The 22,966-nt window shown below is 70.9% G+C and carries 22 protein-coding genes; 3 read left to right on the top strand and 19 right to left on the bottom strand.

The genetic code is table 11. The features are described from left to right. Position 1: 1 nt before the first annotated feature. Both P8627_RS11905 and P8627_RS11900 read left to right on the top strand, forming a co-directional pair. A complete protein-coding gene (locus P8627_RS11905) occupies positions 2 to 1,459 on the top strand; it encodes an ABC transporter substrate-binding protein (RefSeq protein ID WP_279964332.1) in 1,458 nt (485 codons plus the stop codon). A gap of 131 nt (positions 1,460 to 1,590) precedes the next feature. Further along, positions 1,591 to 2,298 carry a hypothetical protein gene (locus tag P8627_RS11900; RefSeq protein WP_279964330.1) on the top strand — a complete coding sequence of 236 codons (708 nt, stop codon included), beginning with the start codon at positions 1,591 to 1,593 and terminating at the stop codon, positions 2,296 to 2,298. Positions 2,299 to 2,316: 18 nt separating this feature from the next. Here the strand turns inward: P8627_RS11900 and P8627_RS11895 are convergent, their stop codons facing one another. After that, the gene (locus P8627_RS11895; RefSeq protein WP_279964328.1) at positions 2,317 to 3,096 is read right to left on the bottom strand and encodes an SDR family oxidoreductase; all 780 of its coding nucleotides are present in this window, start codon (positions 3,094 to 3,096) and stop codon (positions 2,317 to 2,319) included. A gap of 145 nt (positions 3,097 to 3,241) precedes the next feature. On the opposite strand from P8627_RS11895, the gene P8627_RS11890 reads away from it, so the two are divergent. Then, positions 3,242 to 4,231 carry a Hint domain-containing protein gene (locus P8627_RS11890; protein ID WP_279964327.1) on the top strand — a complete coding sequence of 330 codons (990 nt, stop codon included), beginning with the start codon at positions 3,242 to 3,244 and terminating at the stop codon, positions 4,229 to 4,231. A gap of 4 nt (positions 4,232 to 4,235) precedes the next feature. Here P8627_RS11890 and P8627_RS11885 read toward each other — a convergent pair whose 3' ends face one another. From P8627_RS11885 to P8627_RS11800, 18 genes are all read right to left on the bottom strand, one after another. Then, positions 4,236 to 4,670 (bottom strand): molybdenum cofactor biosynthesis protein MoaE, encoded by a 435-nt coding sequence (locus P8627_RS11885; protein WP_279967463.1) that lies wholly within the window; start codon positions 4,668 to 4,670, stop codon positions 4,236 to 4,238. An 8-nt stretch (positions 4,671 to 4,678) separates the two neighbouring features. After that, positions 4,679 to 4,924, bottom strand: a complete 246-nt coding sequence (moaD, locus tag P8627_RS11880; protein ID WP_279967462.1) for a molybdopterin converting factor subunit 1 — start codon at positions 4,922 to 4,924, stop codon at positions 4,679 to 4,681. 2 nt (positions 4,925 to 4,926) lie between these two features. After that, positions 4,927 to 5,595 carry a CDP-diacylglycerol--glycerol-3-phosphate 3-phosphatidyltransferase gene (gene pgsA / locus P8627_RS11875; RefSeq protein ID WP_279964326.1) on the bottom strand — a complete coding sequence of 223 codons (669 nt, stop codon included), beginning with the start codon at positions 5,593 to 5,595 and terminating at the stop codon, positions 4,927 to 4,929. Between the two features lie 42 nt (positions 5,596 to 5,637). Next, the gene (uvrC, locus tag P8627_RS11870; RefSeq protein ID WP_279964325.1) at positions 5,638 to 7,503 is read right to left on the bottom strand and encodes an excinuclease ABC subunit UvrC; all 1,866 of its coding nucleotides are present in this window, start codon (positions 7,501 to 7,503) and stop codon (positions 5,638 to 5,640) included. Positions 7,504 to 7,823: 320 nt separating this feature from the next. Continuing rightward, the gene (locus P8627_RS11865) at positions 7,824 to 8,594 is read right to left on the bottom strand and encodes an SDR family oxidoreductase (protein WP_279964324.1); all 771 of its coding nucleotides are present in this window, start codon (positions 8,592 to 8,594) and stop codon (positions 7,824 to 7,826) included. Between the two features lie 10 nt (positions 8,595 to 8,604). Next, on the bottom strand, positions 8,605 to 9,528 hold the full coding sequence (locus P8627_RS11860; protein ID WP_407932985.1) for a calcium/sodium antiporter: 924 nt from the start codon (positions 9,526 to 9,528) through the stop codon (positions 8,605 to 8,607). A gap of 8 nt (positions 9,529 to 9,536) precedes the next feature. Further along, positions 9,537 to 9,698 carry a hypothetical protein gene (locus P8627_RS11855; protein WP_279964322.1) on the bottom strand — a complete coding sequence of 54 codons (162 nt, stop codon included), beginning with the start codon at positions 9,696 to 9,698 and terminating at the stop codon, positions 9,537 to 9,539. Continuing rightward, entirely contained in the window at positions 9,699 to 10,505 is an 807-nt protein-coding gene (locus tag P8627_RS11850; protein WP_279964321.1) for a S49 family peptidase, read from the bottom strand. 1,218 nt (positions 10,506 to 11,723) lie between these two features. Continuing rightward, positions 11,724 to 12,782: a flagellar basal body P-ring protein FlgI gene (locus tag P8627_RS11845; RefSeq protein WP_279967461.1), complete on the bottom strand. Its 1,059-nt coding sequence runs from the start codon at positions 12,780 to 12,782 to the stop codon at positions 11,724 to 11,726. A gap of 65 nt (positions 12,783 to 12,847) precedes the next feature. Then, complete coding sequence (locus P8627_RS11840) at positions 12,848 to 13,849, bottom strand: flagellin (protein WP_279964320.1); 1,002 nt, start codon at positions 13,847 to 13,849, stop codon at positions 12,848 to 12,850. Position 13,850: 1 nt separating this feature from the next. Further along, positions 13,851 to 15,281 carry a FlgK family flagellar hook-associated protein gene (locus tag P8627_RS11835; protein ID WP_279964319.1) on the bottom strand — a complete coding sequence of 477 codons (1,431 nt, stop codon included), beginning with the start codon at positions 15,279 to 15,281 and terminating at the stop codon, positions 13,851 to 13,853. A 19-nt stretch (positions 15,282 to 15,300) separates the two neighbouring features. After that, positions 15,301 to 16,602, bottom strand: coding sequence for a flagellar hook protein FlgE (locus P8627_RS11830; protein ID WP_279964318.1), 1,302 nt, complete (start codon positions 16,600 to 16,602; stop codon positions 15,301 to 15,303). 126 nt (positions 16,603 to 16,728) lie between these two features. Then, positions 16,729 to 17,520, bottom strand: coding sequence for a flagellar motor protein MotB (locus tag P8627_RS11825; protein ID WP_279964317.1), 792 nt, complete (start codon positions 17,518 to 17,520; stop codon positions 16,729 to 16,731). Between the two features lie 49 nt (positions 17,521 to 17,569). Further along, positions 17,570 to 18,115 (bottom strand): pyridoxamine 5'-phosphate oxidase family protein, encoded by a 546-nt coding sequence (locus tag P8627_RS11820; RefSeq protein WP_279964316.1) that lies wholly within the window; start codon positions 18,113 to 18,115, stop codon positions 17,570 to 17,572. Next, positions 18,108 to 19,124, bottom strand: a complete 1,017-nt coding sequence (locus P8627_RS11815; RefSeq protein ID WP_279964315.1) for a lipocalin-like domain-containing protein — start codon at positions 19,122 to 19,124, stop codon at positions 18,108 to 18,110. Before P8627_RS11815 ends, P8627_RS11820 begins: the two co-directional genes overlap by 8 nt. Further along, complete coding sequence (locus P8627_RS11810; protein WP_279964314.1) at positions 19,114 to 21,492, bottom strand: ABC transporter permease; 2,379 nt, start codon at positions 21,490 to 21,492, stop codon at positions 19,114 to 19,116. Before P8627_RS11810 ends, P8627_RS11815 begins: the two co-directional genes overlap by 11 nt. Beyond that, a complete protein-coding gene (locus tag P8627_RS11805) occupies positions 21,489 to 22,142 on the bottom strand; it encodes an ABC transporter ATP-binding protein (RefSeq protein WP_279964313.1) in 654 nt (217 codons plus the stop codon). Before P8627_RS11805 ends, P8627_RS11810 begins: the two co-directional genes overlap by 4 nt. 72 nt (positions 22,143 to 22,214) lie before the next feature. After that, positions 22,215 to 22,949 carry a proteasome-type protease gene (locus P8627_RS11800; protein ID WP_279964312.1) on the bottom strand — a complete coding sequence of 245 codons (735 nt, stop codon included), beginning with the start codon at positions 22,947 to 22,949 and terminating at the stop codon, positions 22,215 to 22,217. Positions 22,950 to 22,966: the final 17 nt, after the last annotated feature.

The following is a 22,966-nucleotide window of genomic DNA, read 5'->3' as shown; positions in this document are numbered from 1 at the left end:
CATGCTCATCAGATCCACCGCCGCCCTTCTGCTGACGGCCGGCACCGCGCTGGCCCAGCAGACCGACATCACCATCGGAATGGTGCTGGAGCCGCCGAACCTCGACCCCACAGGCGGCGCGGCCGCGGCGATCGACGAGGTCGTCTATGCCAATGTCTTCGAGGGCCTGACCCGCTTCGGCCCCGACGGTGCGATCCTGCCGGCACTCGCGACCGGCTGGGAGGTGTCCGAGGACGGCACCGTCTGGACCTTCACTCTGCAGGAGGGCGTGACCTTCCATGACGGCACGGCGATGGATGCCGAGGACGTGGTCTTCAGCCTCGACCGCGCGCGGGCCGAGGACTCGACGAACGCGCAGAAGGCGCTGTTCGAGCAGATCGAGAGCGTCGAGGCCGTCGATCCGGCGACCGTCCGCATCACGCTCTCGGCGCCGGTGGGCAACCTGCCCTTCAACCTGGCCTGGGGCGACGCGGTGATCGTCGCGCCCGAGAGCGCCGACACCAACGCCACGGATCCCGTGGGCACCGGCCCCTTCACCTTCGCGACCTGGGTGCAGGGCGACCGGGTCGAGCTGGTCCGCAACCCCGATTACTGGGGCGAGGCGCCGGCGCTGGAGCAGGCGACCTTCAAGTTCATCGCCGACCCGAACGCCGCCTTCTCGGCGCTGATGGCGGGCGACGTGGACGCCTTCCCGAACTTCCCCGCCCCCGAGACGCTCTCCGCATTCGAGGGCGATCCGCGCTTCGAGGTGATCGTGGGCTCGACCGAGGGCGAGACGATCCTCGCCATGAACAACCAGACGCTGAGCGATCCGCTGGTACGCGAGGCGATCAGCCACGCCATCGACCGCGAGGCGATCATCGACGGCGCCATGTTCGGCTACGGCACGCCCATCGGCACGCATTTCGCGCCGCACAATCCCGACTATGTCGACCTGACCGCTAAGTCGGCCTTCGACCCCGAGCGCGCCCGCGACCTGCTGGCGGAGGCCGGTGCGACCGACCTGACGCTGCGCCTGATGCTGCCGCCGCCCAGCTACGCCCGCCGCGGCGGCGAGATCATCGCCAGCCAGCTGCGCGAGGTCGGGATCGCGACCGAGATCCAGAACCTCGAATGGGCGCAATGGCTGGAGCAGGTCTTCCGCGGCAAGGATTTCGACCTGACCATCGTCAGCCATACCGAGCCCGCCGACATCAACATCTACGCGCGGCCCGACTATTACTTCCAATACGACAACCCCGCCTTCCAGGCCCTGATGGACGAACTGGCCGTCACCACCAATGCCGAGCAGCGCAGCGCCCTGCTGCGCCAGGCGCAGGAGACGATCGCCGAGGATTACGTCAACGCCTACCTGTTCCAGCTGGCCAAGACCGGCGTCGCCAACGCCGCGATCGAGGGGCTGTGGGAGAACTCGCCCACCCAGGCCAACGACCTGACCGCGGTGCGCTGGACCGAGTGACGGCTCCGGCCCACGCCTGACGCCCGACGCCGGCCCCCATCGGGCCGGCGTCTTGCGTATCACGCCCCGGGGTTTCCCGGCCCCGCCCTTGTGGTAGCTGGGACGGAAACGCAATTCCGGGACCCGCTCCGATGCCCCTTCGCGCCCTTCTCGTGCTGATCGCCACGCTGGCCTTCGCCGTCTCGCCGGTCTTCGTGCCGGGTTTCGGCGGCTACGAGCCCGCGCAATTCCCCAATCCGATCGAAGCGCCGGTGGTCCAGCCCGCGGGCTACGCCTTCTCGATCTGGGGGGTGATCTATCTCTGGCTTCTGGTCTCGGCGGGCTTCGGCCTCTGGAAGCGGCGGGCCGACCCGGCCTGGGATGCCACCCGCCTGCCGCTGATCGTCAGCCTCGGCGTCGGCGCGGGCTGGCTGGCGGTGGCCGTGGCCTCGCCGATCTGGGCGACGGTGCTGATCTGGGTGATGCTGGGCGGTGCGCTCTGGGCTCTGTCCGAGACGCCGCAGAAGGACCTGTGGCTCCTGCGCGCGCCGATCGGGCTCTATGCCGGCTGGCTGACGGCGGCGTCGGCGGTGTCGATCGGGCTCATCGCGGCGGGCTGGTCCTGGCCGCCGCTGGGCGAGACGGGCTGGGCCTTCGTCGCGCTGGGGGCCGGGCTCGCCATCGCGGCGGCGATGTTGCGGCGCAAGGCGTCGCTCTTCTACGGCGTCGCGCTGGTCTGGGCGCTGGTCGCGGTCTTCGTGCAGAACGGGCCGACCGCGCTGGGCGTCTTCGCCGCGGCTTCGGCGCTGGGCGTCGCGGGCCTGACGCTTCTGCGGCTGCGGCGCGCGCGGCGGGGCTGAACCGCCGCGCGCGGCCCGTCACATCGTGATGTTGGTCGCGCCGCCATCGGCGAGCAGGTTCTGCCCCACGATGAAGCCCGCATGCACCGAGCAGAGGAAGGCGCAGGCCGCGCCGAATTCCTCGGAGGTGCCGTAGCGCCGGACAGGGATGGTCGCCGCGCGCCGGGCGCGGGCTTCCTCGATGCTGATCCCCTCGCGCTCCGCCACCGGCCCGTCCAGCGCGTTGGCGCGATCCGTGGCGTGGATGCCGGGCAGGAGATTGTTGATCGTCACGCCCTGGGCCGCGACCTGCCGCGCGGTGCCCGCGACATAGCCCGTGAGCCCCGTGCGCGCGGCGTTCGACAGGCCCAGCGCCGGGATCGGGGCGCGGACGCTCTGCGAGGTGATGTTGACGACCCGGCCCCAGCCGCGATCCATCATCGCGGGCAGGCAGGCCTTCATCAGCGCAATGGGCGTCAGCATGTTGGCATCCAGCGCGGCGATGAAATCCTCACGGTCCCAGTCGGACCAGAGGCCCGGGGGCGGGCCGCCCGCATTGGTGACCAGAATGTCGGGCGATCCGGCGACGGCGAGGACGCGGTCGCGGCCCGACTCGCTGGTGATATCGGCGGCGACGGGGGTCACGTCGACCCCGTGGTCGCGGCGCAGCGCCTCGGCCGTTTGCTCCAGCGCCTCGGCGCCGCGCGCGTTCAGCACGAGGTCGCAGCCCGCGGCCGCCAGCGCCTCGGCACAGCCGCGGCCCAGACCTTTCGACGAAGCGCAGACCAGCGCCCGCTTGCCCTTGATACCCAGATCCATGCGTCTCTCCCTGTTCGATCTGCGCCCCGGCCTAGCATCGCCCGCGGCGCTTCACACGGGGGCAATCGGCGGCGTCGCCGAATTTGCGCGCGCAGGCCATCGCCGGGCCCTGTTTTCGCCGCGCCGAATGGCTAGATCAGGGCGCATGTCCGACCCCGCCTCCCTGTCCCGGCTGAGCCGCTGCGCCGTCTACCCGGCCGCGGCCCTGCGCGTCGAGACGGGGGCGCTGATGGGCGATCCCATCGGCGCGGTGGAGGACGTGGTGGCGGGCGACATCTACACGCTGTCCGACGCCGCCGGCGCGCGCGAACTGGTGCTGGCACGCCACGGCGGCGCGATTGTCGTGGCCCCCGGCAGTTCGGTCGGCCGGGCCGGCCAGCCGGTCGCGGCGCTGGCGCGGCACCAGATCATGGGCGAGCGGGGCGTGACGGTCGAGGTGCTGGTTCTGGACCTCGCGGGCGAGCGCCTGGCGCTGCCGCTCGGGCCCCTTTCGCCGGGCGATGAATACACGCTGATCGCCACCGCGGCGGTCGCGGGCGAACTGGCCGCCGTCGCGCAGGTCAGCTTCACGCGCGGGACGCGCATCACCATGAGCGACGGCGCGCAGGTGCCCGTCGAGAGGCTCAAGCCCGGCGACCGCGTGCTGACGCGCGATCACGGTGTGCAGCCGATCCGCTGGACCGGGCGGCAGACGGTGCGCGCCGAGGGGCTGTCGGCGCCGGTCGTCATCGCGGCGGGCGCCCTCAACAACGCCGAGGAGCTGGTGCTCTCGCCCGATCACCGTCTCTTCATCTACCAGCGCGAAGACCGCATCGGTGCGGGCCGGGCCGAGCTGCTGGTGCGCGCGCGCCATCTCGTGAACGGAGACACGATCCGCCGGGCGCCGGGCGGGCATGTGGATTACTTCCACCTGCTCTTCGACGCGCATGAGATCATCTACGCCGAATGCATTCCGGCGGAATCGCTGCTGGTCGCGCCGGAAGTGCTGGCCGGGCTGGGCGAGGACCTTGCGGGCGACGTCACGCGACGGATGGCGGGACGCAGCCACCGCCCGCATCACGGCGTGGAGCCCACGGCCGCCGATCTGGACGGGCTGGACGCGGCGATGCTGCTGGGGCGCGGGCCGGCACGCTGACGCCTCACCAGCGCGTGAGCGCATCCTCGTCGCGGGTCGCGGCCTCGACCCATTCCGCGCCCTCGGACGTGACCTCCTTCTTCCAGAAGGGGGCGCGGGATTTGAGGTAATCCATCAGGAATTCGGCCGCCGCGAAGGCCGCGGCGCGGTGGCGCGCGGCGGTGGCGACCATCATGATCCGGGCGCCGGGGGCGAGCGTGCCGTGGCGGTGGACGATCGTCGCGCCGGTCAGGTCCCAGCGCTTCACGGCCTGATCCGCCATGTCCGTCAGCGCGCGTTCGGTCATGCCCGGGTAATGCTCGATCTCCATGTGCCGCAGCCCGCCCTCGACGTCGCGGACGCGGCCCGTGAAGGTCACGACGGCGCCCGCCTGCCCGGCCTCCAGCCGCGCGGCCTCGGCCCCGAGGTCGTAATCGGCTTCGGAGACGACGACCCGGATCATCGCGCTCAGCCCCCGGTCATCGGCGGGAAGAAGGCGATTTCCGCAGCCCCGCCCAGCGGCGTGTCCAGCGGCACCAGCTCCTGGTCGCGGGCCGCGCGCACGGCGCTCATGTCAGCGAAGGCGGCGGCGTGGCGGTCGTCGCGGGCCCGCAGCTCGGCCACGAGATCGGCGATGGTCGCGGCCTCGGTTTCGACCGTCTCGGCGCCCTGGCCGATGCGTTCGCGCAGCCATGCGAAATAGAGAACCCGCACCGTCATGCCGGCTTGTCCCCCAGATAGGGCTTGGCCTTGGCGAAGTAATCCCAGCCGGTGACCGCCGTCAGCCCCGCCGCGACCCACAAAAGCGCCACGCCGATCGCGAAGGTCACCGCCTCGCCCTGCACCAGGGCCAGAAGCCCGACCTCATCGGGCGTCGCGCCGGTCATGATCGAGTCGATCATCGCCATGTCCATGCCTTCCGTCCGCTCGAGGAAGGCGTGCTCGAACACGCCGGCGGCGAACAGGACCGCGATGGCGATCATCTGGGCGGTGGTCTTCCACTTGGCGAGCTTGGTGACCGAGAGGAGCCCGGCCGTGGAGCCCAGGAATTCGCGCAGCCCGCTGACGAAGACCTCGCGGAACAGGATCACCGTGGCGGGCAGCAGGATCCAGGGGTTCATGCCCGAGAAGCCGGTAATGACCAGAAGCGCGATCACAACCATCGCCTTGTCGGCGATCGGGTCGAGCATCGCGCCGAAGCGGCTTTCCTGCTGCCATTCCCGCGCGAGGTAGCCGTCGAACCAGTCGGTGATGGCCGCCGTCACGAACAGGACCAGCGCGAACCAGTCCGCCCAGGGCCGCGCGAAGAACAGGAACATGATCGCCACGCCCGGCGCCGCCAGAAGGCGCAGGACCGTCAGAATGTTGGGCACGTTCCACGTCATGTCTGGCCTTCTAGCGCGGCTTGCCCGCCCCCACCAGACGGATCACCCGCGCTCGTGGAAGTGCCGGTGGATCGTCTCGGCCAGCGCGTCGCTGATCCCGTCCACCGCCTTGAGGTCGGAAAGGGCCGCGCGGCCGACCGCCTTGGCCGAGCCGAAATGCTGCAGGAGCGCGCGTTTGCGCGTGGCCCCCACCCCCGGCACGTCGTCCAGCGGATTGGCCACCAGCGCCTTGGCGCGCTTGGCGCGGTGGGTGCCGATGGCGAAGCGGTGCGCCTCGTCGCGCAGGCGCTGGATGAAGTAGAGCACGGGGTCGTTGCGCTGCAGCGCGAAGGGACGCTGGCCGGTGCGGTGGAACTCCTCCTTGCCGTGGTCGCGGTCGACGCCCTTGGCGACACCCACCATGGCCACGTCCTCGACGCCGAGCTCGCGCAGGATCTGGCGCACTGCGCTGACCTGCCCCGCGCCCCCGTCGATCAGCAAAAGATCGGGCCACAGGTCGGATTTCCGCTCCGGATCCTCCTTCAGCAGGCGCTTGAAACGGCGGGTCAGCACCTCCTTCATCATTCCGAAATCGTCGCCGGGGGTCAGCTCCTCCGAGCGGATATTGAACTTGCGGTATTGCGATTTCTCGTAGCCCTCGGGCCCCGAGACGATCATCGCGCCGACCGCGTGGCTGCCCTGGATATGGCTGTTGTCGTAGACCTCGATCCGGCGGGGCGGCTCGGGCAGGTCGAAGGCGGCGGCCACGCCGTCCAGAAGCCGGGCCTGCGTGGCGCTTTCCGACATCTTGCGGCCGAGGCTCTCGCGCGCGTTGCGGACGGCGCCCTGCACCAGCTCGTGCTTCTCGCCCCGCTGCGGGACCAGAAGCTGCACGCGGCGGCCGGCACGTTCGGACAGCGCCTCGACCATCAGGTCGCCTTCCTCGACGCCATGCGACAGCAGAAGGCAGCGCGGCGGCTCCTTGCCGTCGTAGAACTGGCCGAGAAACCCCTCCATCACCTCGGTCGGGCTCATGTCCTCGGCCACGCGGGGATAGAAGTCGCGATTGCCCCAGTTCTGGTTGGCGCGGATGAAGAAGACTTGGATGCAGGCCTGCCCGCCTTCCATGTGCAACCCGATCACGTCGGCCTCGGGCACGCCTTGCGGGTTCACGCCCTGCGCCGACTGCACGTTTGTCATCGCCTTGATCCGGTCGCGCAGCGCGGCGGCGCGCTCGAACTCCATCGCCTCCGCGGCGGCGTTCATCTCCTGGGCCAGCTTCTCCTGGATCGAGGTCGTCTCGCCGCGCAGGAACCGCTCGGCATCCCTGACCGAGGCGCGGTAATCCTCGGGCGTGATGAAGCCCACGCAAGGCGCGCTGCAGCGTTTGATCTGGTAGTTCAGGCAGGGCCGGGTGCGGCCCTCGAAATCGCTGTCCGAGCAGTTGCGCAGCAGAAACACCCGCTGCAGCTGGTTGAGCACGCGGTTCACCGCGCCCGCGCTGGCGAAGGGGCCGAAATACTGCCCTTGCCCCTTGCGCCCGCGATGCTTGCGGATCTGCGGGAAGGCGTGGCCGGTCGTGACCTCGATATTCGGGAAGGATTTGTCGTCGCGCAGCAGCACGTTGTAGCGCGGCTTGAGCTGCTTGATGAGGTTCTGCTCCAGGAGCAGCGCCTCGAGCTCGGTCGCGGTGGTCAGCACCATCATCGACGCCGTCTCGGCGATCATGCGCCGGATCCGCGGGCTGTGGCCCTGCAGCCGGGTGTAATTGGCCACCCGGTTCTTCAGGCTGCGCGCCTTGCCGACGTAGAGAACCCGGTTTTCCGCATCGAGCATCCGATAGACGCCCGGGCTGCCATCGAGCGTCCGCAGGAAACGCTTGATGACATCGGGGCCGGTCGGCTTGTCGGTTTTCGCGGTCTGGCTCATCGGCGTCTGATTCTCGTCTCGGGCTGCATCGGATCGGAGAGGGGTTCAAGGGGAGGCGCGGTTTCCACGGCGCCCCCGAGGCATTGTGGATAAAGGTGGGAGCGGAATCGCGAGGCCCCTGCCGGAAAAGGCGGTCGACACGAAACCGTTACATAAGGCCGCGCCGGCCGCTGATCCATATCCCATTGAAAACCTTGGATAGAAAATATTATCTGCGTCCCGGCAACAAACTTTTCCTTTGTCGGCGGCGGGTTACGCAGTGCCGGCCCGGCAGGTGGAGAAATTTCTCCGGCGGACGTTGCGTCAGCGCATCAGGCCGGTCACTCGACCCCCAGCACGTCGGGCGTCTGCCAGCCCAGATGCTGGCCCCCATCGACGCAGATCAGCTGCCCCGTCACGGCCTTCGCCTCCAGCAGGTAGCGCAGCGCGGCGCAGATATCCTCGGCATCCGCGCCCCTCTGCAGGACGGTCGCGGCGCGCTGCGCGGCGAAATGGTCTGCGGATTGCCGGGCACCGCGCAAGGTCGGGCCGGGCCCGATGGCATTGACCCGGATCGCGGGCGCCAGCGCCTGCGCCGCGGTCTGCGTGAAGGTCCAGAGCGCGGATTTCGCCAGCGTGTACGTCATGAATTCCGGCGTCAGCTTGCGGACGCGCTGATCGATCAGGTTGATCACGTTGGCGCTGGCCCGCGGCTCGCCGTCGTCGCCCGCCGCCGGCGCCTGCTCCGCGAAGGCCTGCGTCAGGATGAAGGGCGCCCGCAGGTTGGACCGGAAATGCCGCTCCCAGCTCTCGCGCGTGGCGCTGGCGATATCGTCATGCTCGAAGATCGAGGCGTTGTTGATCAGCAGGTCCAGCGGGCCGCCCAGCGCTTCGGCCGCCCGCCCGACCAGCGCCTCGGCCTGATCGAGATCCAGAAGGTCGGCTTGCAGCGGCACACCCCGGCGGCCATGCGCGGCGATGCGGTCTGCGACCGCCCCCGCGCCGGCGGCGCTGGTCGCGTAATGCAGCGCCACGTCATAGCCCGCGCGGCCCAGCTCCTCCGCCATGGCGGCGCCCAGCCGCCCGCCCGCGCCCGTGACCAGTGCTCTCATCGCGTCGCCCTCATGTCAGCGCCCAGACGAGATAGCCGCCATAGAGCGCGCTGAGCGCCACGCCCCAGCGCCGCGTGATGTCGCGGGCCATGAAGACGAACGGGATCAGCAGGAGCGTCGCCGCCAGCATGACCCAGAGGTCCTTGTGAAGGAACGCCGCGTCGACGGGAACGGGCCCGACCAGAACGGCCACGCCCATGATCCCCAGCAGGTTAAATAGATTCGAGCCGATCACGTTGCCCAGCGCCACGTCCGCATGCCGGCGCAGTGCGGCCATCACCGTCGTCGCAAGCTCGGGCAGCGAGGTGCCGATGGCGACCAGCGTCAGGCCGATCACCGTCTCCGAGACGCCCAGCACCCGCGCGATCGAGGTCGCGCCATCGACCAGCAGGTTCGCGCCCAGCGGCAGGCCCACGAGGCCGAGCACGAGATAGACCGAAAGCCGCTTGCCCGACATGCCGGGTTCCGCCCCCTCCAGCTCGACCTCCTCCCCGCGCGAGGCGAGGAAGGTCGCGGCAAGGATGCCGGCCAGCACCAGGAGCAGCACGATCCCATGCCACCAGACCAGCTGGCCCGACAGGCAGAAGGCGATGAAGAGAAAGCTCGCCGCCAGCATATAGAGGTAGTCCCGCCGCGTGTCGTGCGACGCCGTGTGCAGCGTCGCGATCAGCGCCGGGATACCCAGGACCAGCAGCACGTTCGCGGTGTTCGACCCCACGACATTGCCCAGCGCCAGACCGGGCGCGCCGTCCAGAATCGCCTGGATCGAGACGAGAAGTTCGGGCGCCGAGGTGCCGAAGGCCACGACGGTCAGGCTGACCACCAGTGCCGGAAGGCCCAGCCGCAGCGCCAGGTTGACCGCGCCCTTCACCAGCGCGTCGCCCGCGAAGATCAGGATCACCAGGCCCGTGGCGACCAGCAGCAGATCGAACAGCACGCGGCTCAGCCCTTCCCGCAGGGGCAGGGCCCGCGCCCGGCGCGCGGCGCGCCGCAGGCGGAGCAGCGGCGGCGCGTCAGCCGGGCGGCGCCGGGAAAGCGCAGGCGTCCGAACATGGCCAGAACGCCCATGCCGATCAGGAAGAGGGTGACGATCTTGACGATCATTCAGAGACCGAACCGCGCCCAGGCGGCGCGATCCTCGACCGCCCCGATCGCCTCGTCCAACACGCCGGGAATGAGCCGGGCCATGAAGGGTCGCCGCTGCGCGAAGACGCGGAACCGGGTCTTATCGCCGAACAGCTCCTTCATCTTGGGCACGAGATGGCCAACCCCGTCGACGAGACCGGCCGCGACCGCCTCCTCGCCCACGAAGATCTCGCCGGTGAAGAGGTCGCGGCTGCCGTCCAGCCGATCGCCGCGCCGGGCGCGGACATGCGCCTTGAAGCTGTCATGGATGCGGGCCTGCAGCTCTTTCAGTCGGGTGACGTCGCGGGCGCGCTCCGGCCGGAACGGGTCGAGGATCGACTTGTCCTCGCCCGCCGTGTGCACGCGCCGCTCGATGCCGTAACGCGCGAGCAGTTCATGGAAGCCGAACCCGGCCGAGATGACGCCGATGGAGCCGGTGATCGAGCTGTGATCGACCCAGATCTCGTCCGCCGCGGCAGCCAGCCAGTAGCCGCCCGAAGCCGCGACATCCTCGACGAAGGCATGGACCGGCATCTCGAGCTCGTCGGCGAGCCGGCGGATATGGCTGCCGATCAGCGCCGATTGGACGGGCGAGCCGCCGGGCGAATTGATCGCCAGCGCCACCGCCTGCGGCTTGCCGCGCCGGAAGGCCCGCTCGATCACCGGGGCCAGCCCGGCATGCGCCAGCGTCCCGCGGGCGCCGTTCGCCGCGATGATGCCGGTGAGCCGCAGGACGGAGACCCGCGGCGGGCGTTCGCGGAACGGAAGGGACAGTGTCTCGAGCATGGTTGGGATCTATGGCACCGGAGGGCCCCGGACAAGGCGGCGCGGTGCGGCCCTGGCGGTCCCGCCGACCGGCTGCCGACGGGCACGGGGCGATGCGACTGGACCCGGCCGCGAGCGAGGCAGCCGGCAGGGCACCGAGGCGCCGGTTCTCGTAAGCGGCCCTATGGCGGAGCGCGGCGGCGGATCAGGTCCCGGAACGAGCCCGGACCCTACGCCGAAAGCCGACCCTGGCGCCGGGCGATGCGGACGTCCGGAACGCGGGGTGACCGGGCGCGGGCCAGCCAACCTGAGCCGAAACGCGGCAAGACCGTCGGATCGAATGGCCCAAAAGGCCGGCGCAGTCTCGTCGGCTGCGCACCGGGCCGCGCGTCCCGAAACGCGCCGGGTCACGCCTGGTCACGCCTGGTCACGCGGGACGTGACATCGTCCAAAGCGTCCCTCCGATCTGCGCCCGGTTATCCGCCCCGATGGCGGAAACGCGGGCGACGTATCATGAAAGGCAGCTCCCAGCTTGCGCCCGGTTATCTGGCCCGATGGCGGAAGCGAGGCGGCGCAACGCGTTGCGCCTGGCACTGCGCCCCAATCGCACGGGATCGCATTTCAGCGATTCGGGACAAGTTGCTCAACGCGGGCCTTGAAGGCTTCTTTGGCCGACCGTGTTTTTGACTGATCTGCTCCGGCTGCGGCTGCGGCTGCGGCTGCGGCCCGATCGGCTTCGAAGGGCAGGCGCAAGCCCCAAAGCGCCCAGGGCTGTCAGGATCGCCCATAATCGGAGGTCCGTTCGATCACGCAAGTATCGCATCGATAAAGCGCGCATCGGAGCGTGTCCGAAGAGATCAGCGTGCCGAGAGGACCTTTCGTGAGACCGCGCCTTTGCGCCCACTCCGCCGCGCCCTGTCGGCCGAGCGCACCGATCACCGCGACGTCGTGCGAAACCCTTCGAGGTTCGCCCGTGCCCGAACTGGATGCCGCGGCCTGCAGGGCTTCCGTCAGGCGGCGCGCCCGATGTGGTGGCCGGTCTCCAGGCGATGCACCGTCAAGCCTATCCCGGCAACCCCCAGACTGCCGACCTTCGCTTAAGGCAGATTTCGCGTGGCAGAAGGAGTGGCCCTTATCACTCCACTCGCGCGGCGCTTGGCGGCGCCCCTCGGCTTCGGGCACGGTGCCGGCCCGGCCGGGTCGAGTTGAGCCGAGAGGCGGTGCCGAGCAGGTCAGCGCCTAGCGCACCACGAATTCGGCATGCAGGGCGCCCGCCGCCTTGATCGACTTCAGGATGTCGATCATGTCGCGGGCCGAAACGCCCAGCGCGTTGAGCCCCGCGATCACGTCCGACAGGGTCGTGCCGCCTTCGACGAGGGCGAGGCCCGGGCCTGGCTCCTCCTGCAGGGCGACGCCGGTGCGCGGGACGGCGACGGTCTCGCCTTCGCTGAAGGGGTTGGGCTGTACGACGATCGGCGCCTCCTCGATCCGCAAGGTCAGGTTGTTCTGCGACACCGCAACTTGCGAGATGCGGACGTCGCGGCCCATCACGATCGTGCCGGACGCCTGGTCGACCACGACCCGCGCGCGATGCTCGGGCTGGACGGCGATGTTCTCGATCGCGCTGAGCGCATGCGCCGGCGAGGGGCGACCCGTCCGCGCGATGTCGACGAGGATCGTGCCCGCGTCTAGCATGCGCGCGACACCGCGCCCGAGCCCCGCGTTGACCGCCGCCTCGACCCGGGCGGCGGTGGTGAAATCGGGCTCGCGCAGGGCCAGCCGGATCTGGGTCATCTGCGTGAAATCGAAATCCACCTCCCGTTCGACCCGCCCGCCGGCCGGGACGACGCCGGCGGTGGGCACGCCCTCGATCACCGTGGCGGCTTCGCCCGTGGCAGAAACGCCGCCCGAAATCACGGTACCCTGCGCGACGGCATAGACCTCGCCATCGGCCGCGGTCAGCGGCGTCATCACCAGCGTGCCGCCCAGCAGGCTGTCGGCATCGCCGATGGCCGAGACGGTGACGTCGATGCGCCCGCCGCTGCGGGCGAAGGGCGGCAGCGCGGCGGTGACGATCACCGATGCGACATTTCGCGGCCGGAACTGCTCGCCCGTGACGTTGACGCCCAGCCGCTCGAGGATGTTTTGCATGATCTCCTCGGTATAGGGGGCGTTGCGCAGCCCATCGCCGGTGCCGTTCAGCCCGACGACCAGCCCGTACCCCACCAGGTCGTTGCCGCGCACGCCATCGAACTCGGCCAGATCCTTGATCCGGACCGATTGCGCCGCCGCAACCATCGGCAGCCAGAGCGCCAGCAGAAGGACAAGCCAGACGCGCGCCCCGCGTCGGCGCCCCGGCGCCGTCACCGCAAGTACCCGGTCAGCGTCAGGCGGGCGCGGCGCGCGGTGATGGCATAGATCGATTCGAGGCGCGTCATCTCGGCCTGAAGCCGCGTCGCCGTCTCGTAGGAATCGGCGGCGGTGCTCTCGGACAATGACCGCTCCAGCGCCGAGGCCTCGCGATCGAGCGCGCCGCGTGCATCGGCGATGCGCGCCTCGACCGTGCCGATCCGCGCGCGCATCTCGGTCAATCCGCCGGCGGTCGTGGACATCCGCTCCGCGAGATCGCGCGCGAGCGCGGCACGGTCCGCAGGCGCTGCGGCGGCGGCCGCCTCGGGGAGAAGAGCCAGGAGGGCTGCGTCGCGCAGCGCCGCGCGCAGCGCCGGCTCGTCCAGATCGACCGCGATCGGGATGGCGCGACCTTGGCCCGTCGGGAAGGCCACGGCATCGACCGGGAAATCGGCGAGGTGATCGGTTTCGAACGTGCCGCCGGGCGCGAAAAAATCGTCGAACGCCAGGAGCAGCGCGTCGGGATCGAGCGCCCCGGCCGCGATGGGACGCAGCGCGGCCAGCAAATCGTCGGGGGCCCCGAGCGGCGCGCCGTCCGGATCGCCGTTTCCGAAGAGCGCCCGCCCCCCCTGCTGGCCGTTCAATGCTGCCATCATGTCGCGCAGGCTGCCCTCGGCCTCGGTGGCCAGGGGGCCGATCGCAGTTGGCGCGGCCTGGCCCAGCGCCGAGATCGCGCGGGTGAAAAGGTCGGCGGAGCGGTCGGCGACGAAGCCCGCCGCCAGCTGCATCCGCCCCGTCCAATCGGCCGCGTTGGAAAGCGCCACGCGCCGCGCTTCGGCCGTTCCGAAATCATGGGCGGCGCGCGCCAGAGCGGAAAAGTCGCTCCGCAGGGCGCGTCCCAGATCTGCGCGCCGTCCGCTTCCGAGTTCGGCCGATAGCCGGTCGATCCGGGCGCGGGTGGCGCGCCCGGGATCGGCGATGACGGGCGGCGGGGTCCATGCGTGGGTCAGGTCCATCTCAGATCTCCGTCAGGCGCTGGATCATGTCGCCCACGACCTGGATCACGCGGGCATTGGCGGCATAGGCCTGCTCGACCTCGATCAGGCGTTGCATTTCGGCGTCGATATCGACGGCGCCGCCGTCCTTTCGCGCGGCCAGGTCGGCGGCCTGAACCTGGCGGGTTTCGGTCGCGTCCTCGGCGCGAAGCCGGTCGGCCGAGACGGCCGAGCGCAGCGTGGCGGCCAGGTCCACGAACCCGAGGCTGCGCCCCGTCAGGCCGGTCGTCGCGGGCGCCTGCGGGCTGCGCAGCGCGGCTCCGAGGCGCAGGAGCTGGTCGGACCGACCGGCCGGGCCGGGAAGCGCGGCGCCCAGCCCTTCGCGTAGCCGCCAATGGGTCGCGGGATCCTCGGGATCAAGCAGCGGGTTCAGTGCCATCCGTCCCGCGAGGCCGGCCAGTGCGGCCGGATCGAAGGCGGCGCCGGCATCGGTGAAGAGCCCCGGCTGGCCGACGCCCAGTGTGGGGTCGACCGCGGGCTGGGCGAAGCGCGACACGAGCTCGGCGGCGAAGGCGTCGAGCCGCGCACCGGCGCGCGGGGCGGTGTCGTCGCGCAGCATGAAGAGCGCCTCGAGCCCGCCGCCCGCGATCCGGCTGCGGTCGTCGCCGCGGATCATCTCGCGCCCGTCGATCGTAAGGCCGGAGAGACCGGCCCCGAGCTCCATCTCGGGTGTGACCAGCGCGCGGGCGCTGAACTCGATCCGCGCGGGCCGCGCATCGAGGAGCATGACGCCACCGCGGCTGACCAGCGCGACCGCGCCGCCCTCGCGCGGCAGGGTGCGCAGGGGGATCTGCAGCGAGATCCGGTCGATCAGCAGGTCGCGGCGATCGAGCAGATCGGCGGCATCGCCGCCGCGATTGCCCAGACGCATGATATCGGCATTTAGGCGCGCGACGGCTTCGAGATCGGTGTTGAGCCGGATGACCGTGTCCTCGATGGTCGTCTCGGCGGTCGAACGCTCCGCCGCCACGAGGCGACCGAGGGCGTTGACCTCGGCGGTGAGCGCGTCGGCGTCGCGCAGCGCGCTTTCGAGAAAGCTGGCCGCGCTCGGGTTGCCGGCCGCCTGGACCAGCGCCGCGTCGAGCCGGGCGAGCCGGTCCTGCAGCGTGCCCGGGCGATCGGGATCGCCCAGGGCCGCGTCCAGCCGTAGCTGGAAGTCGCGGTCCCGCTCGGCGGCCGCGGCGCCCGCCTGCGCATCGCGGCGCATCTGCGCGAGCCCGGGGTCGCGGACGCGGCGGATGGTGAGGTCGCGGCCCGCGGGGCCGGGCACGGCCTCGCGCAGCAGGTAGCCGGGGCGATCGGCGCCGGCGACGTTTCCCGAGAGCGTCTCGGCCCGGCGGGAAGCGGCGCCGAGGCCCGAGACCGCGTTGTTGAGGGAGCTGGAAAGGCTCATCTGCGATCACTCCCCGCCGTCAGCGCTTGATGTTGGTGGTTTCCTGCAGCATCTCGTCGACGGTCTGGATGACCTTCGCGTTCGAGCTGTAGGCGCGTTGCGTCTGGATGAGCTGGGTCAATTCGCCCGCGACATCGGTTGTGCTCTCCTCCCGCGCGAAACCGACCATGGCCCCGACCGGCCCTTCGCCCGCGTTCCACAGGTAGAACGGCCCGCTTTCCAGTGAGAGGTCGTAGGTCTGGTTCGGCAGCGATTTCAGGCCGTTCGGGTTGGGCACGTCGACCACGGGGATCTGGAAGAGCGCCTTGGTGAATCCGGTGTCGTAGAGCGCGCTGAGCAGGCCCTTCTCGTCCACCTCGATCGTGGTGAGATTGCCGACGGGCGAGCCGTTCTTGGTGATCGACAGCGGCGCGAAGACGTCGGAGAGCTGCGACAGGCCCTTCGCCTCGAGCGGGCGGCCGATATCGATATCGATCGGGCCGCCCAGCGCGGCGATGGTGATCAGCCCGGTCGCGGGATCGTAGCTGCCCGCCGAAAGCGGGGTGACCGTGTCGATCGTGCCGCCGTTTTGGCGCGTGTCGTCGAACAGGACGGTGAATTCGCCCACGACGATGCCGCCCTGTCCCTGGTCGCGGATCTCGACCGTCCATTCGTTGCTGCTGCCGCTGGCGGGGATGTTCGGCGTGAAGGCGATGTCAAGCGTCTCGGCCTGGCCGAGGCTGCCGAAATATTCCAGCGACAATTCGCGCGGGTCGCCGCTCGATCCGGCGGCGGTGTCCGTGGCGGGCAGGTTCACGCCCAGGAGCACGTTGGTCGTCGGGTCGCCCTCGTAGGTGTTGGTGTCGACGCGGACCGGCTGCAGGCCGCCGGGCGTGTCGCGCGGGAAGTTCGGCACGACGCCGTCATTCGTCGCGGGCCAACCCAGAAGGACGAGTCCGCTTTCGGTGCGCAGCACCCCGTCGGCATCGGGCCGGAACGAGCCGGTGCTGGTCAGCAGCATCTCGGGCGTGGTGCCGTCTTCGAGGATGGCCGAGCTGCGCGTCACGGGCAGCATGCCGCGCCCGGAGACGGCGAGGTCGGTGGCGTTGTTGGTGGTGACCAGCGTGCCGCGCTGGTCGATCATGCGCCCGGTCGTCACGCGCACGCCGCCCGCGGAATAGGAGCCCTTGCTCTGATCGAGGACGAGGGAGTGGAAATCCGCGATCGCGCGCTTGTAGCCGAAGGTGGCGGAGTTTGCGATATTGTCCGAGATCGTGGCCAGCCGGCTGGCATTGACGTTCAGACCGGTGACCCCGGCATTGAGGGAGGAAGAGATCGTCATCGGCGGTCCTTTCGGGTTCTCGGGCGGGGGCCTTTCGGCCCTGCTGTCGGGGGCCACGTTTGCGCCCAAGGTCTTAAGGTGCGGTTCACGCGGCCCGATCCGCCGCGCGCGGTCGCCCGCCGGCGGTCAGCGGCCGCCGCGTAGAAGCGTCAGCTCGACCCGATTGTTTCGGGGCGACAAGGGGTTGGCAGCCGCCGGCCGGCGGTCGGCATGCCCCGTCAGGCGCGCGATGCGCCGGTCGGCGACCCCGATCTCGGGCAGGATGAGCCGCATCGCATCCGCCCGCGCGGCCGAGCGCGACCAGGCCCGCGGCTCGCGGGTGACGACGGGTTCGGCGGCGGTGTGGGCGTCAATGGCCAGCGCGTTGCGGCGATTCGCGACCTCGGGCGCGACGGAGGCCAGGAGCCCGCGCAGAAGCGGGCTGGGGCGATTATCCTCGAAAAGCGGGCGGTCGGGCAGGTCGAAGAACTCGATCACCAGCCCCTCGTCGGAGAGGCGCACGGTGACATGCCGCAGCTGTTCCTCGTCCAAGAGGCTGTCGCCGCCCTTGCCCAGAAGCGCCGCCTCGACGGCGCGGAACTCCGCCTCCTCCAAGGTCGTGCCGTGAGTCGCGGACGAGGTGATGCCGCCGCGGCCGACCTGCACCAGGGCGGCATCGGCCATCATCGAGGTGCCGCCCATCGCGCCGTCGCCGCCGCCCGAGGCGCGGCTGATCGCGACGGTCGGGCTGAAGTAATCGGCGAGGCCCTTGCGCTGCTTCTCGGTCGTCGCGTTCAGCAGCCACATCAGCATGAAGAAGGCCATCATCGCGGTCACGAAATCGGCATAGGCGACCTTCCAGGCGCCGCCGTGATGGCCGCCGCCGCTGACCTTCTTGATCTTCTTGATGATGATGGGTCGCGCGTTTTCGCCTGGCATGGCCGGTCCTCCGGCCCGCAGGACTAGCGCGGTCGGGATGAACGCGGGGTTACGGCGCGACCCATTGCCCGGTGCCGTCGGCCGCGAAATGCGCGCGGCGATGCGGATCATGGGCCAGGCTGACGGCATCCATGCCACGCACCCGCCCCGACAGGGCGACGAAGCGCGCCCGGTCCGGCGTGCGGGTCACGGTCTCGGGGGCGGCGACAGGCGTGCCGGGCGCGGGATCGGTGCCGTAGTTCAGGCGCGGCGTTTCGGGGATGCGGTCCCAGCGGGCGGGATCGGCGGGGATCAGATCCATCTCCAGCTGGACGCGCAATTGCAGCTGCGCCGCCGCGTCCCAGAACAGGAGCGTGGCGCGCGGATCGCGGCGCAGCGCCGCGACCTTGGCGGTGCGCAGGTCGGAATGGACCTCCAGACGGCGGGCGGCGCGGTCCGCTGCGCGGTTGCCGACCATGCGCGCCTCCGGGCCCTCCGCCCCGGCGGTGGCCAGCGCGACGAAGCGAAACGGGTCCGACGCGTCCGCCGCCCCCCGCGCGAGGCGCGCCCAGAGATGGTCGAGCAGCGTGTCGAGCGCGTCCCAAGGGTCACTCATAGCCCGTCATCTCCAGATAGCCGGTGGCGGCGTGGCTACCGGTCGCGGTCACCGGCCCCTCCCAATAGGGAAACAGCGTCGCCTGCCAGCTGTCGGGGTTCACCGCCGCGACCTCCAGGTCGACGCCTTCGGCGGCCAAGCGCAGGCGCCAGCGGACGGGGATCTCGCGGTCGGCGACCTGCGCCGTCTCCAGCGGCTCGAGCGCGATCGCGTCCGGCCCGTAAGGCGTCAGCATCCCGTCGGGCGCGATCCAGGAGGCATAGGCATAGGGCGAGCCGCCGCGCAGGCGGAAGGCCATCAGCTTGTGGCCGTCCTCGAGATGCAGCGAGAACCAGTCCCAGCCCTCCTGGTCGCCCTCGAGGGGCTGCGAGGACCATTCGCGGTCGAGCCAGCCCCGGCCGGTGACCGCGACGAGCCCGGAGGGCAGATCGAGTTGCCCTTCAACCTCGTAGAAGGGCTGCGAGTAGTAGTAGCTCGCCTGCCCCGTCGGCGATTTGACCGAAAAGCCGTCCTGCCCGTGGAAGACCAGCGGCCCCTCGGCGGTGAAATCCAGCGCGTAGCCGGCCGCCTCGCCCGCAGCCGTCAGGCGCAGCCGGTCGAGCGACGAACCTTCCAGCCGCCAGTCGTCGATCCAGGCGGCGAAGGGATCGGCCTCGACCCCGGCCTGGCCGATGCCGCCGCGGGCCAGCCGCTCGCCCGAATAATGCGCCTCGGGCGTGGTGACGCCCAGATGGCCCATCCAGACCTGCGGCCCCTCGGGGGTGAGCGCGGAGCGGAAGAGCGTCCACTGCATGCCGTAGCGCTGCCCGTCCGCGCCTTCCAGCGAAGCGGTCAGGTACCACCATTCGATGCGGTAGTCGGGATGCGCGCCGTGATCCGCGGGGAAGCTGAAGGTCGGGTCGGGCGTGGGCAGGGCGAAGCCCTCCGCCCCCTGGCCCAGCCCGGCGAAGCCCTGCGCGGCGGCCTGGACCGGCAGCCAGAGTGCGAGAAGAAGGATCCTAGCGCTCATGTGCGAAGACCTGGACCAGCCGGGCGGGCGGGATGCGCCAGAGGCGAAGGGCCGGCAGCGCCGCGGCCAGCCCTGCCGCCACCAGCGCCCAGAGCGCGAGCGCCGCCCAGCCCGCCGGATCGGGCAAGAGCGGCAAGCGCCAGCCGAAGGCCTGCACGTTGACCACCGCCAGCAGGACCCAGGCCAGCGCGATGCCCACCGGGATCGCCAGCGCCGCGGTGAAGGCGGCGAGGATCAGCGCCCGGATCAGGTCGGCGCGCGCCAGCCGCCCGCGGGTCAGGCCCAGCGCCCAGACCGGCGCGACCTGCGGCAGGCGCATCGTCCCGAGCGTCGTGAGCGACGCCCAGAGCGCGAAGCCCGCCACGCCGAGCGTCAGCACGTTGAGCGCCGCCGTCACCGCGAAGGTCTGCTCGAAGACGCGCAGCGAGAAGGCCTTCACGCCGGCCTGATCGACCAGCCGGTCGGACGGCAGGTCGAAGCGCGCGGCGAGCTCGTCCATCAGCGGCTGCAACTCCGCCGGCGGGACGCGCACGGCGAAGCGCAGGCGCGGCGCCTCGGGAAAGAGCGCGTCGAAGACCGGCAGGCCCAGGATCGCCTGGCCGCGCGGGTTGCCGTAATCGGAATAGACCCCGAGGATCTCGCGCGCGCCCGCCGCGCCCAGATCGACGCGGTCGCCGGACCAGAGCCCCTCGCGCCGGGCGAGCTGTTCGTTGACCAGCGCCCCCTCGCCCGCCGCCAGCCGGTCCCAGAGGCCGGGCAGCCCGTCGAGGATGGGCCAGTTCTCGCGGTATGTCGGATGATCGGCGACGCCGAAGACCTCGCCCGGCGCACCGGCCAGCGTCGTCTCGACCGAGACGATGGGCAGGATCGCCTCGGCGCGCGGGTCCAGCCATTCGCGGATCGCCACGGCCTCCTCGGCGTCGGCGGCCGTCACGTAGAGCTCCGCCGCCAGCCGCTGGTCCAGCCAGCCTGTGAAGGTCGCCCGGAAGCTGCCGACCATCGTGCCCACGCCGATATTGGCCGACAGCGCCAGGAGCAGCGCCATCAGCGCGAGCGACAGGCCCGGCAATTGCTGGCGCGCATCGGCCCAGAGCCATTGCGCCACCGGCCGCGTCGCCAGACGCGCGCCGGCATCGAGCGCCAGGGCCAGGATCGGCGGCAGCAGAAGCGCGGCGCCCAGCAAGAGCGCGCCGAGGCAGAGAAAGCCCGCCACGAGCCCGCTGCCCAGCGCGCCGATGCCCGCCGCGGCGACCAGAAGCGCCGCGCCCCCCGCCGCCTGCCGCTTCAAGGTCGCGGCGCGGGCGCGGGCCCAGGCGCGCGGCATGGCCGGGGCGAGGACCGGCAGGCGGGCCAGTTGCCAGAGGCTCTGCCCCCCGGCGATGACCAGCCCCGCCCCCGCCATGGCGAAGCCCGACAGCCACCACGCGGGCGAGAGCGTCAGGGACCCCGCGACACCCGCGCCGTAGAGACCCGAGAGCGTCGCGGCCACGCCGGGCAGGAGCGCCGCGGCGACCGCGTAGCCCAGGAGGATCCCCAGCGCGCCCGAGACCAGCGTGAAGACCAGAAGCTCCAGCGCGACCAGGATCGACAGGCGCCGCGCGGGCAGGCCCAGCGCGCGCAGGGTGCGGAAGAGCGGACGGCGCTGCTCGAAGGCGAGGCCGATGGCGGAATGCACGATGAACAGGCCGACGGCGAAGGCCAACAGGCCGAAGGCCGTCAGGTTGAGGTGGAAGCTGTCGGTCAGGCGCGCGACGTCGCCCTGCGCCTCGGGCGCGACGATGCGGGTCCCGGGGATGAGATCGGTCAGCGGCGGGGCGCCCTCGGCCGCACCGAGGATCAGGAGGTGGTCGATGCCCTGCGTCCCGAGGATGGTCTGCGCGGTTGCGATATCGGCGAGCACGAGGCCCGGGCCCAGCGCCTCCAGCGCGACGGCGCGGGGCGCGCCCTCGGGCAGGCGGGCGATCGCGTCGGGATTGGCGAAGATGAGCTCGCCGGTCAGGAACCCCGTCAGGTCCCCCGCGCCGGTCAGGTCGGGCAGCGTGCCGTCCTGCGGCGCGGTGAAGGGGTCGATGCCGATGAGGCGCAGCGTGGTGCGCGGAAAGCGCGCCTCGATCACCGGCGTGACGGGCCAGCCCGCGCGCCGCGCGGCGGCGAAATCGGCGAGCGTCAGCGGCCCTTCCAGCCGGGGCCTCGCCTGTTCGCCCAGGGTCGCCGCCGCCTGGTCGTAGCTGAGCCGCGCCTGCGCGTTGATCGCCTGCACCCCGGTCCAGAGCCCGGTGGCCAGCGCCAGCCCCACGACCAGCGTCAGCACTTGCAGCGGGTGCCGCCGCCAATGCGAGGCCAGCGCCTGGAGGCCCGCGCGCGTCACGCGACCTGCCCCAGATGCAGGTGCAGCCGCGCGTCGAGCATGGCGGCCAGCCGCTCCGAATGGGTGACCATCAGCAGCCCGGCCCCGCTTTCGCGCGCAAGGTCGCGCATCAGACCCATCATCGTGTCCCCCGTTGCCTCGTCGAGATTGCCGGTCGGCTCGTCCGCGAGGATCAGCTTCGGCCGCGCCAGGAGGGTCCGCCCGATCGCCACGCGCTGCTGCTGCCCGCCCGAGAGCTGTTCGGGATAGCGGCTCATGTGCTCGGCCAGGCCCAGCCGCCCGGCCAGCGCCGCGACGTCGCCGGGATCGCGGCCGGCGAGGCGGGCGTGGAAGGACAGGTTGTCGCCGACCGACAGCGAGGGGATCAGGTTGAATTGCTGGAAAATCAGCCCGACGGCGTCGCGGCGCAGCGCAGCGCGCCCGGCCTCGTCCATCTGCGAGACGTCTTTTCCGGTGATCTCGATCGTGCCCGCATCTGCCGCGTCGAGCCCGGCGATCAGATGCAGGAGCGTCGACTTGCCGGACCCGCTTTCGCCCGTCAGCGCCAGCGTGCGCCCGGCTTCCAGCCCGAAGGACACGCCGCGCAGCACGGGCTGCGGCCCGTCCGCCGTCGGGTAGGACTTCTCGACATTTCGGACATTCAGCAGCATCGGGCCTCCGCGCGGTCCTCGGAGGGTAGGCGCGGCGGCCGCGGCTTCAACCGCGGCGCGCCGCCGCCCGCATCAGAGCGTCACGTCCGGCAGCGAATGGAAGGCCGTGCGCAGCGCGTCCGACCAGCCGTCGGAGATGGCCGCGAAATCGCTATCCGTCTCTTCGATCCGGCGGGACTTGCCGAGCATCAGGCTGTCGCCCTCGTAGATCTGCAGATCGAGCGGCGCGCCCACCGAGAGGTTCGCGCGGATGGTCGAGTCGAAGCTGACCATCAGAAGCTTCACCGCCTGCTCGAAGGGCATCTCGGGATCGTAGGCGCGCACCAGGATCGGGCGGCCGTATTTCGTCTCGCCGATCTGGAAGAACGGCGTGTCGATCTGCGCCTCGACGAAATTGCCCTCAGGATAGATCATGTAGAGCCGCGGCGGCGAGCCGGCGACCTGGCCGCCGAAGATCATCGTGGCGTTGAAGGTCGTGCTGGCCGCCTGCGGGCCGCCATGCGTCTGCTCCAGGATGACCTCGCGCAGGGTCTGGCCGATCAGGCGCGCGGCCTGGAACATCGACGGCGCCGTCAGAAGCGACGGGCTGCGGTCGTTCGGCGCGAGGTTGCGCTCGTCCAGCAGGCTGACCACCGCTTGCGTCGTGGCGAGGTTGCCCGCCGTCATCAGCACCATCGCCCGCTCGCCGGGCACCTCCCAGGTGTGCAGCTTGCGATAGGTGGAGATGTTGTCGACCCCGGCATTGGTCCGGGTGTCGGAGAGGAAGACGAGGCCGCGATTGAGCTGCAGGCCGACGCAATAGGTCATGTGGGTGGGTCCGATCG

It is taken from the genome of Jannaschia sp. GRR-S6-38 (assembly GCF_029853695.1).
In the GTDB taxonomy this organism is placed as follows: domain Bacteria; phylum Pseudomonadota; class Alphaproteobacteria; order Rhodobacterales; family Rhodobacteraceae; genus Jannaschia; species Jannaschia ovalis.
Note: the sequence above shows the minus strand (reverse complement) of the source record. Positions and strands in the feature narration are given on the sequence as shown.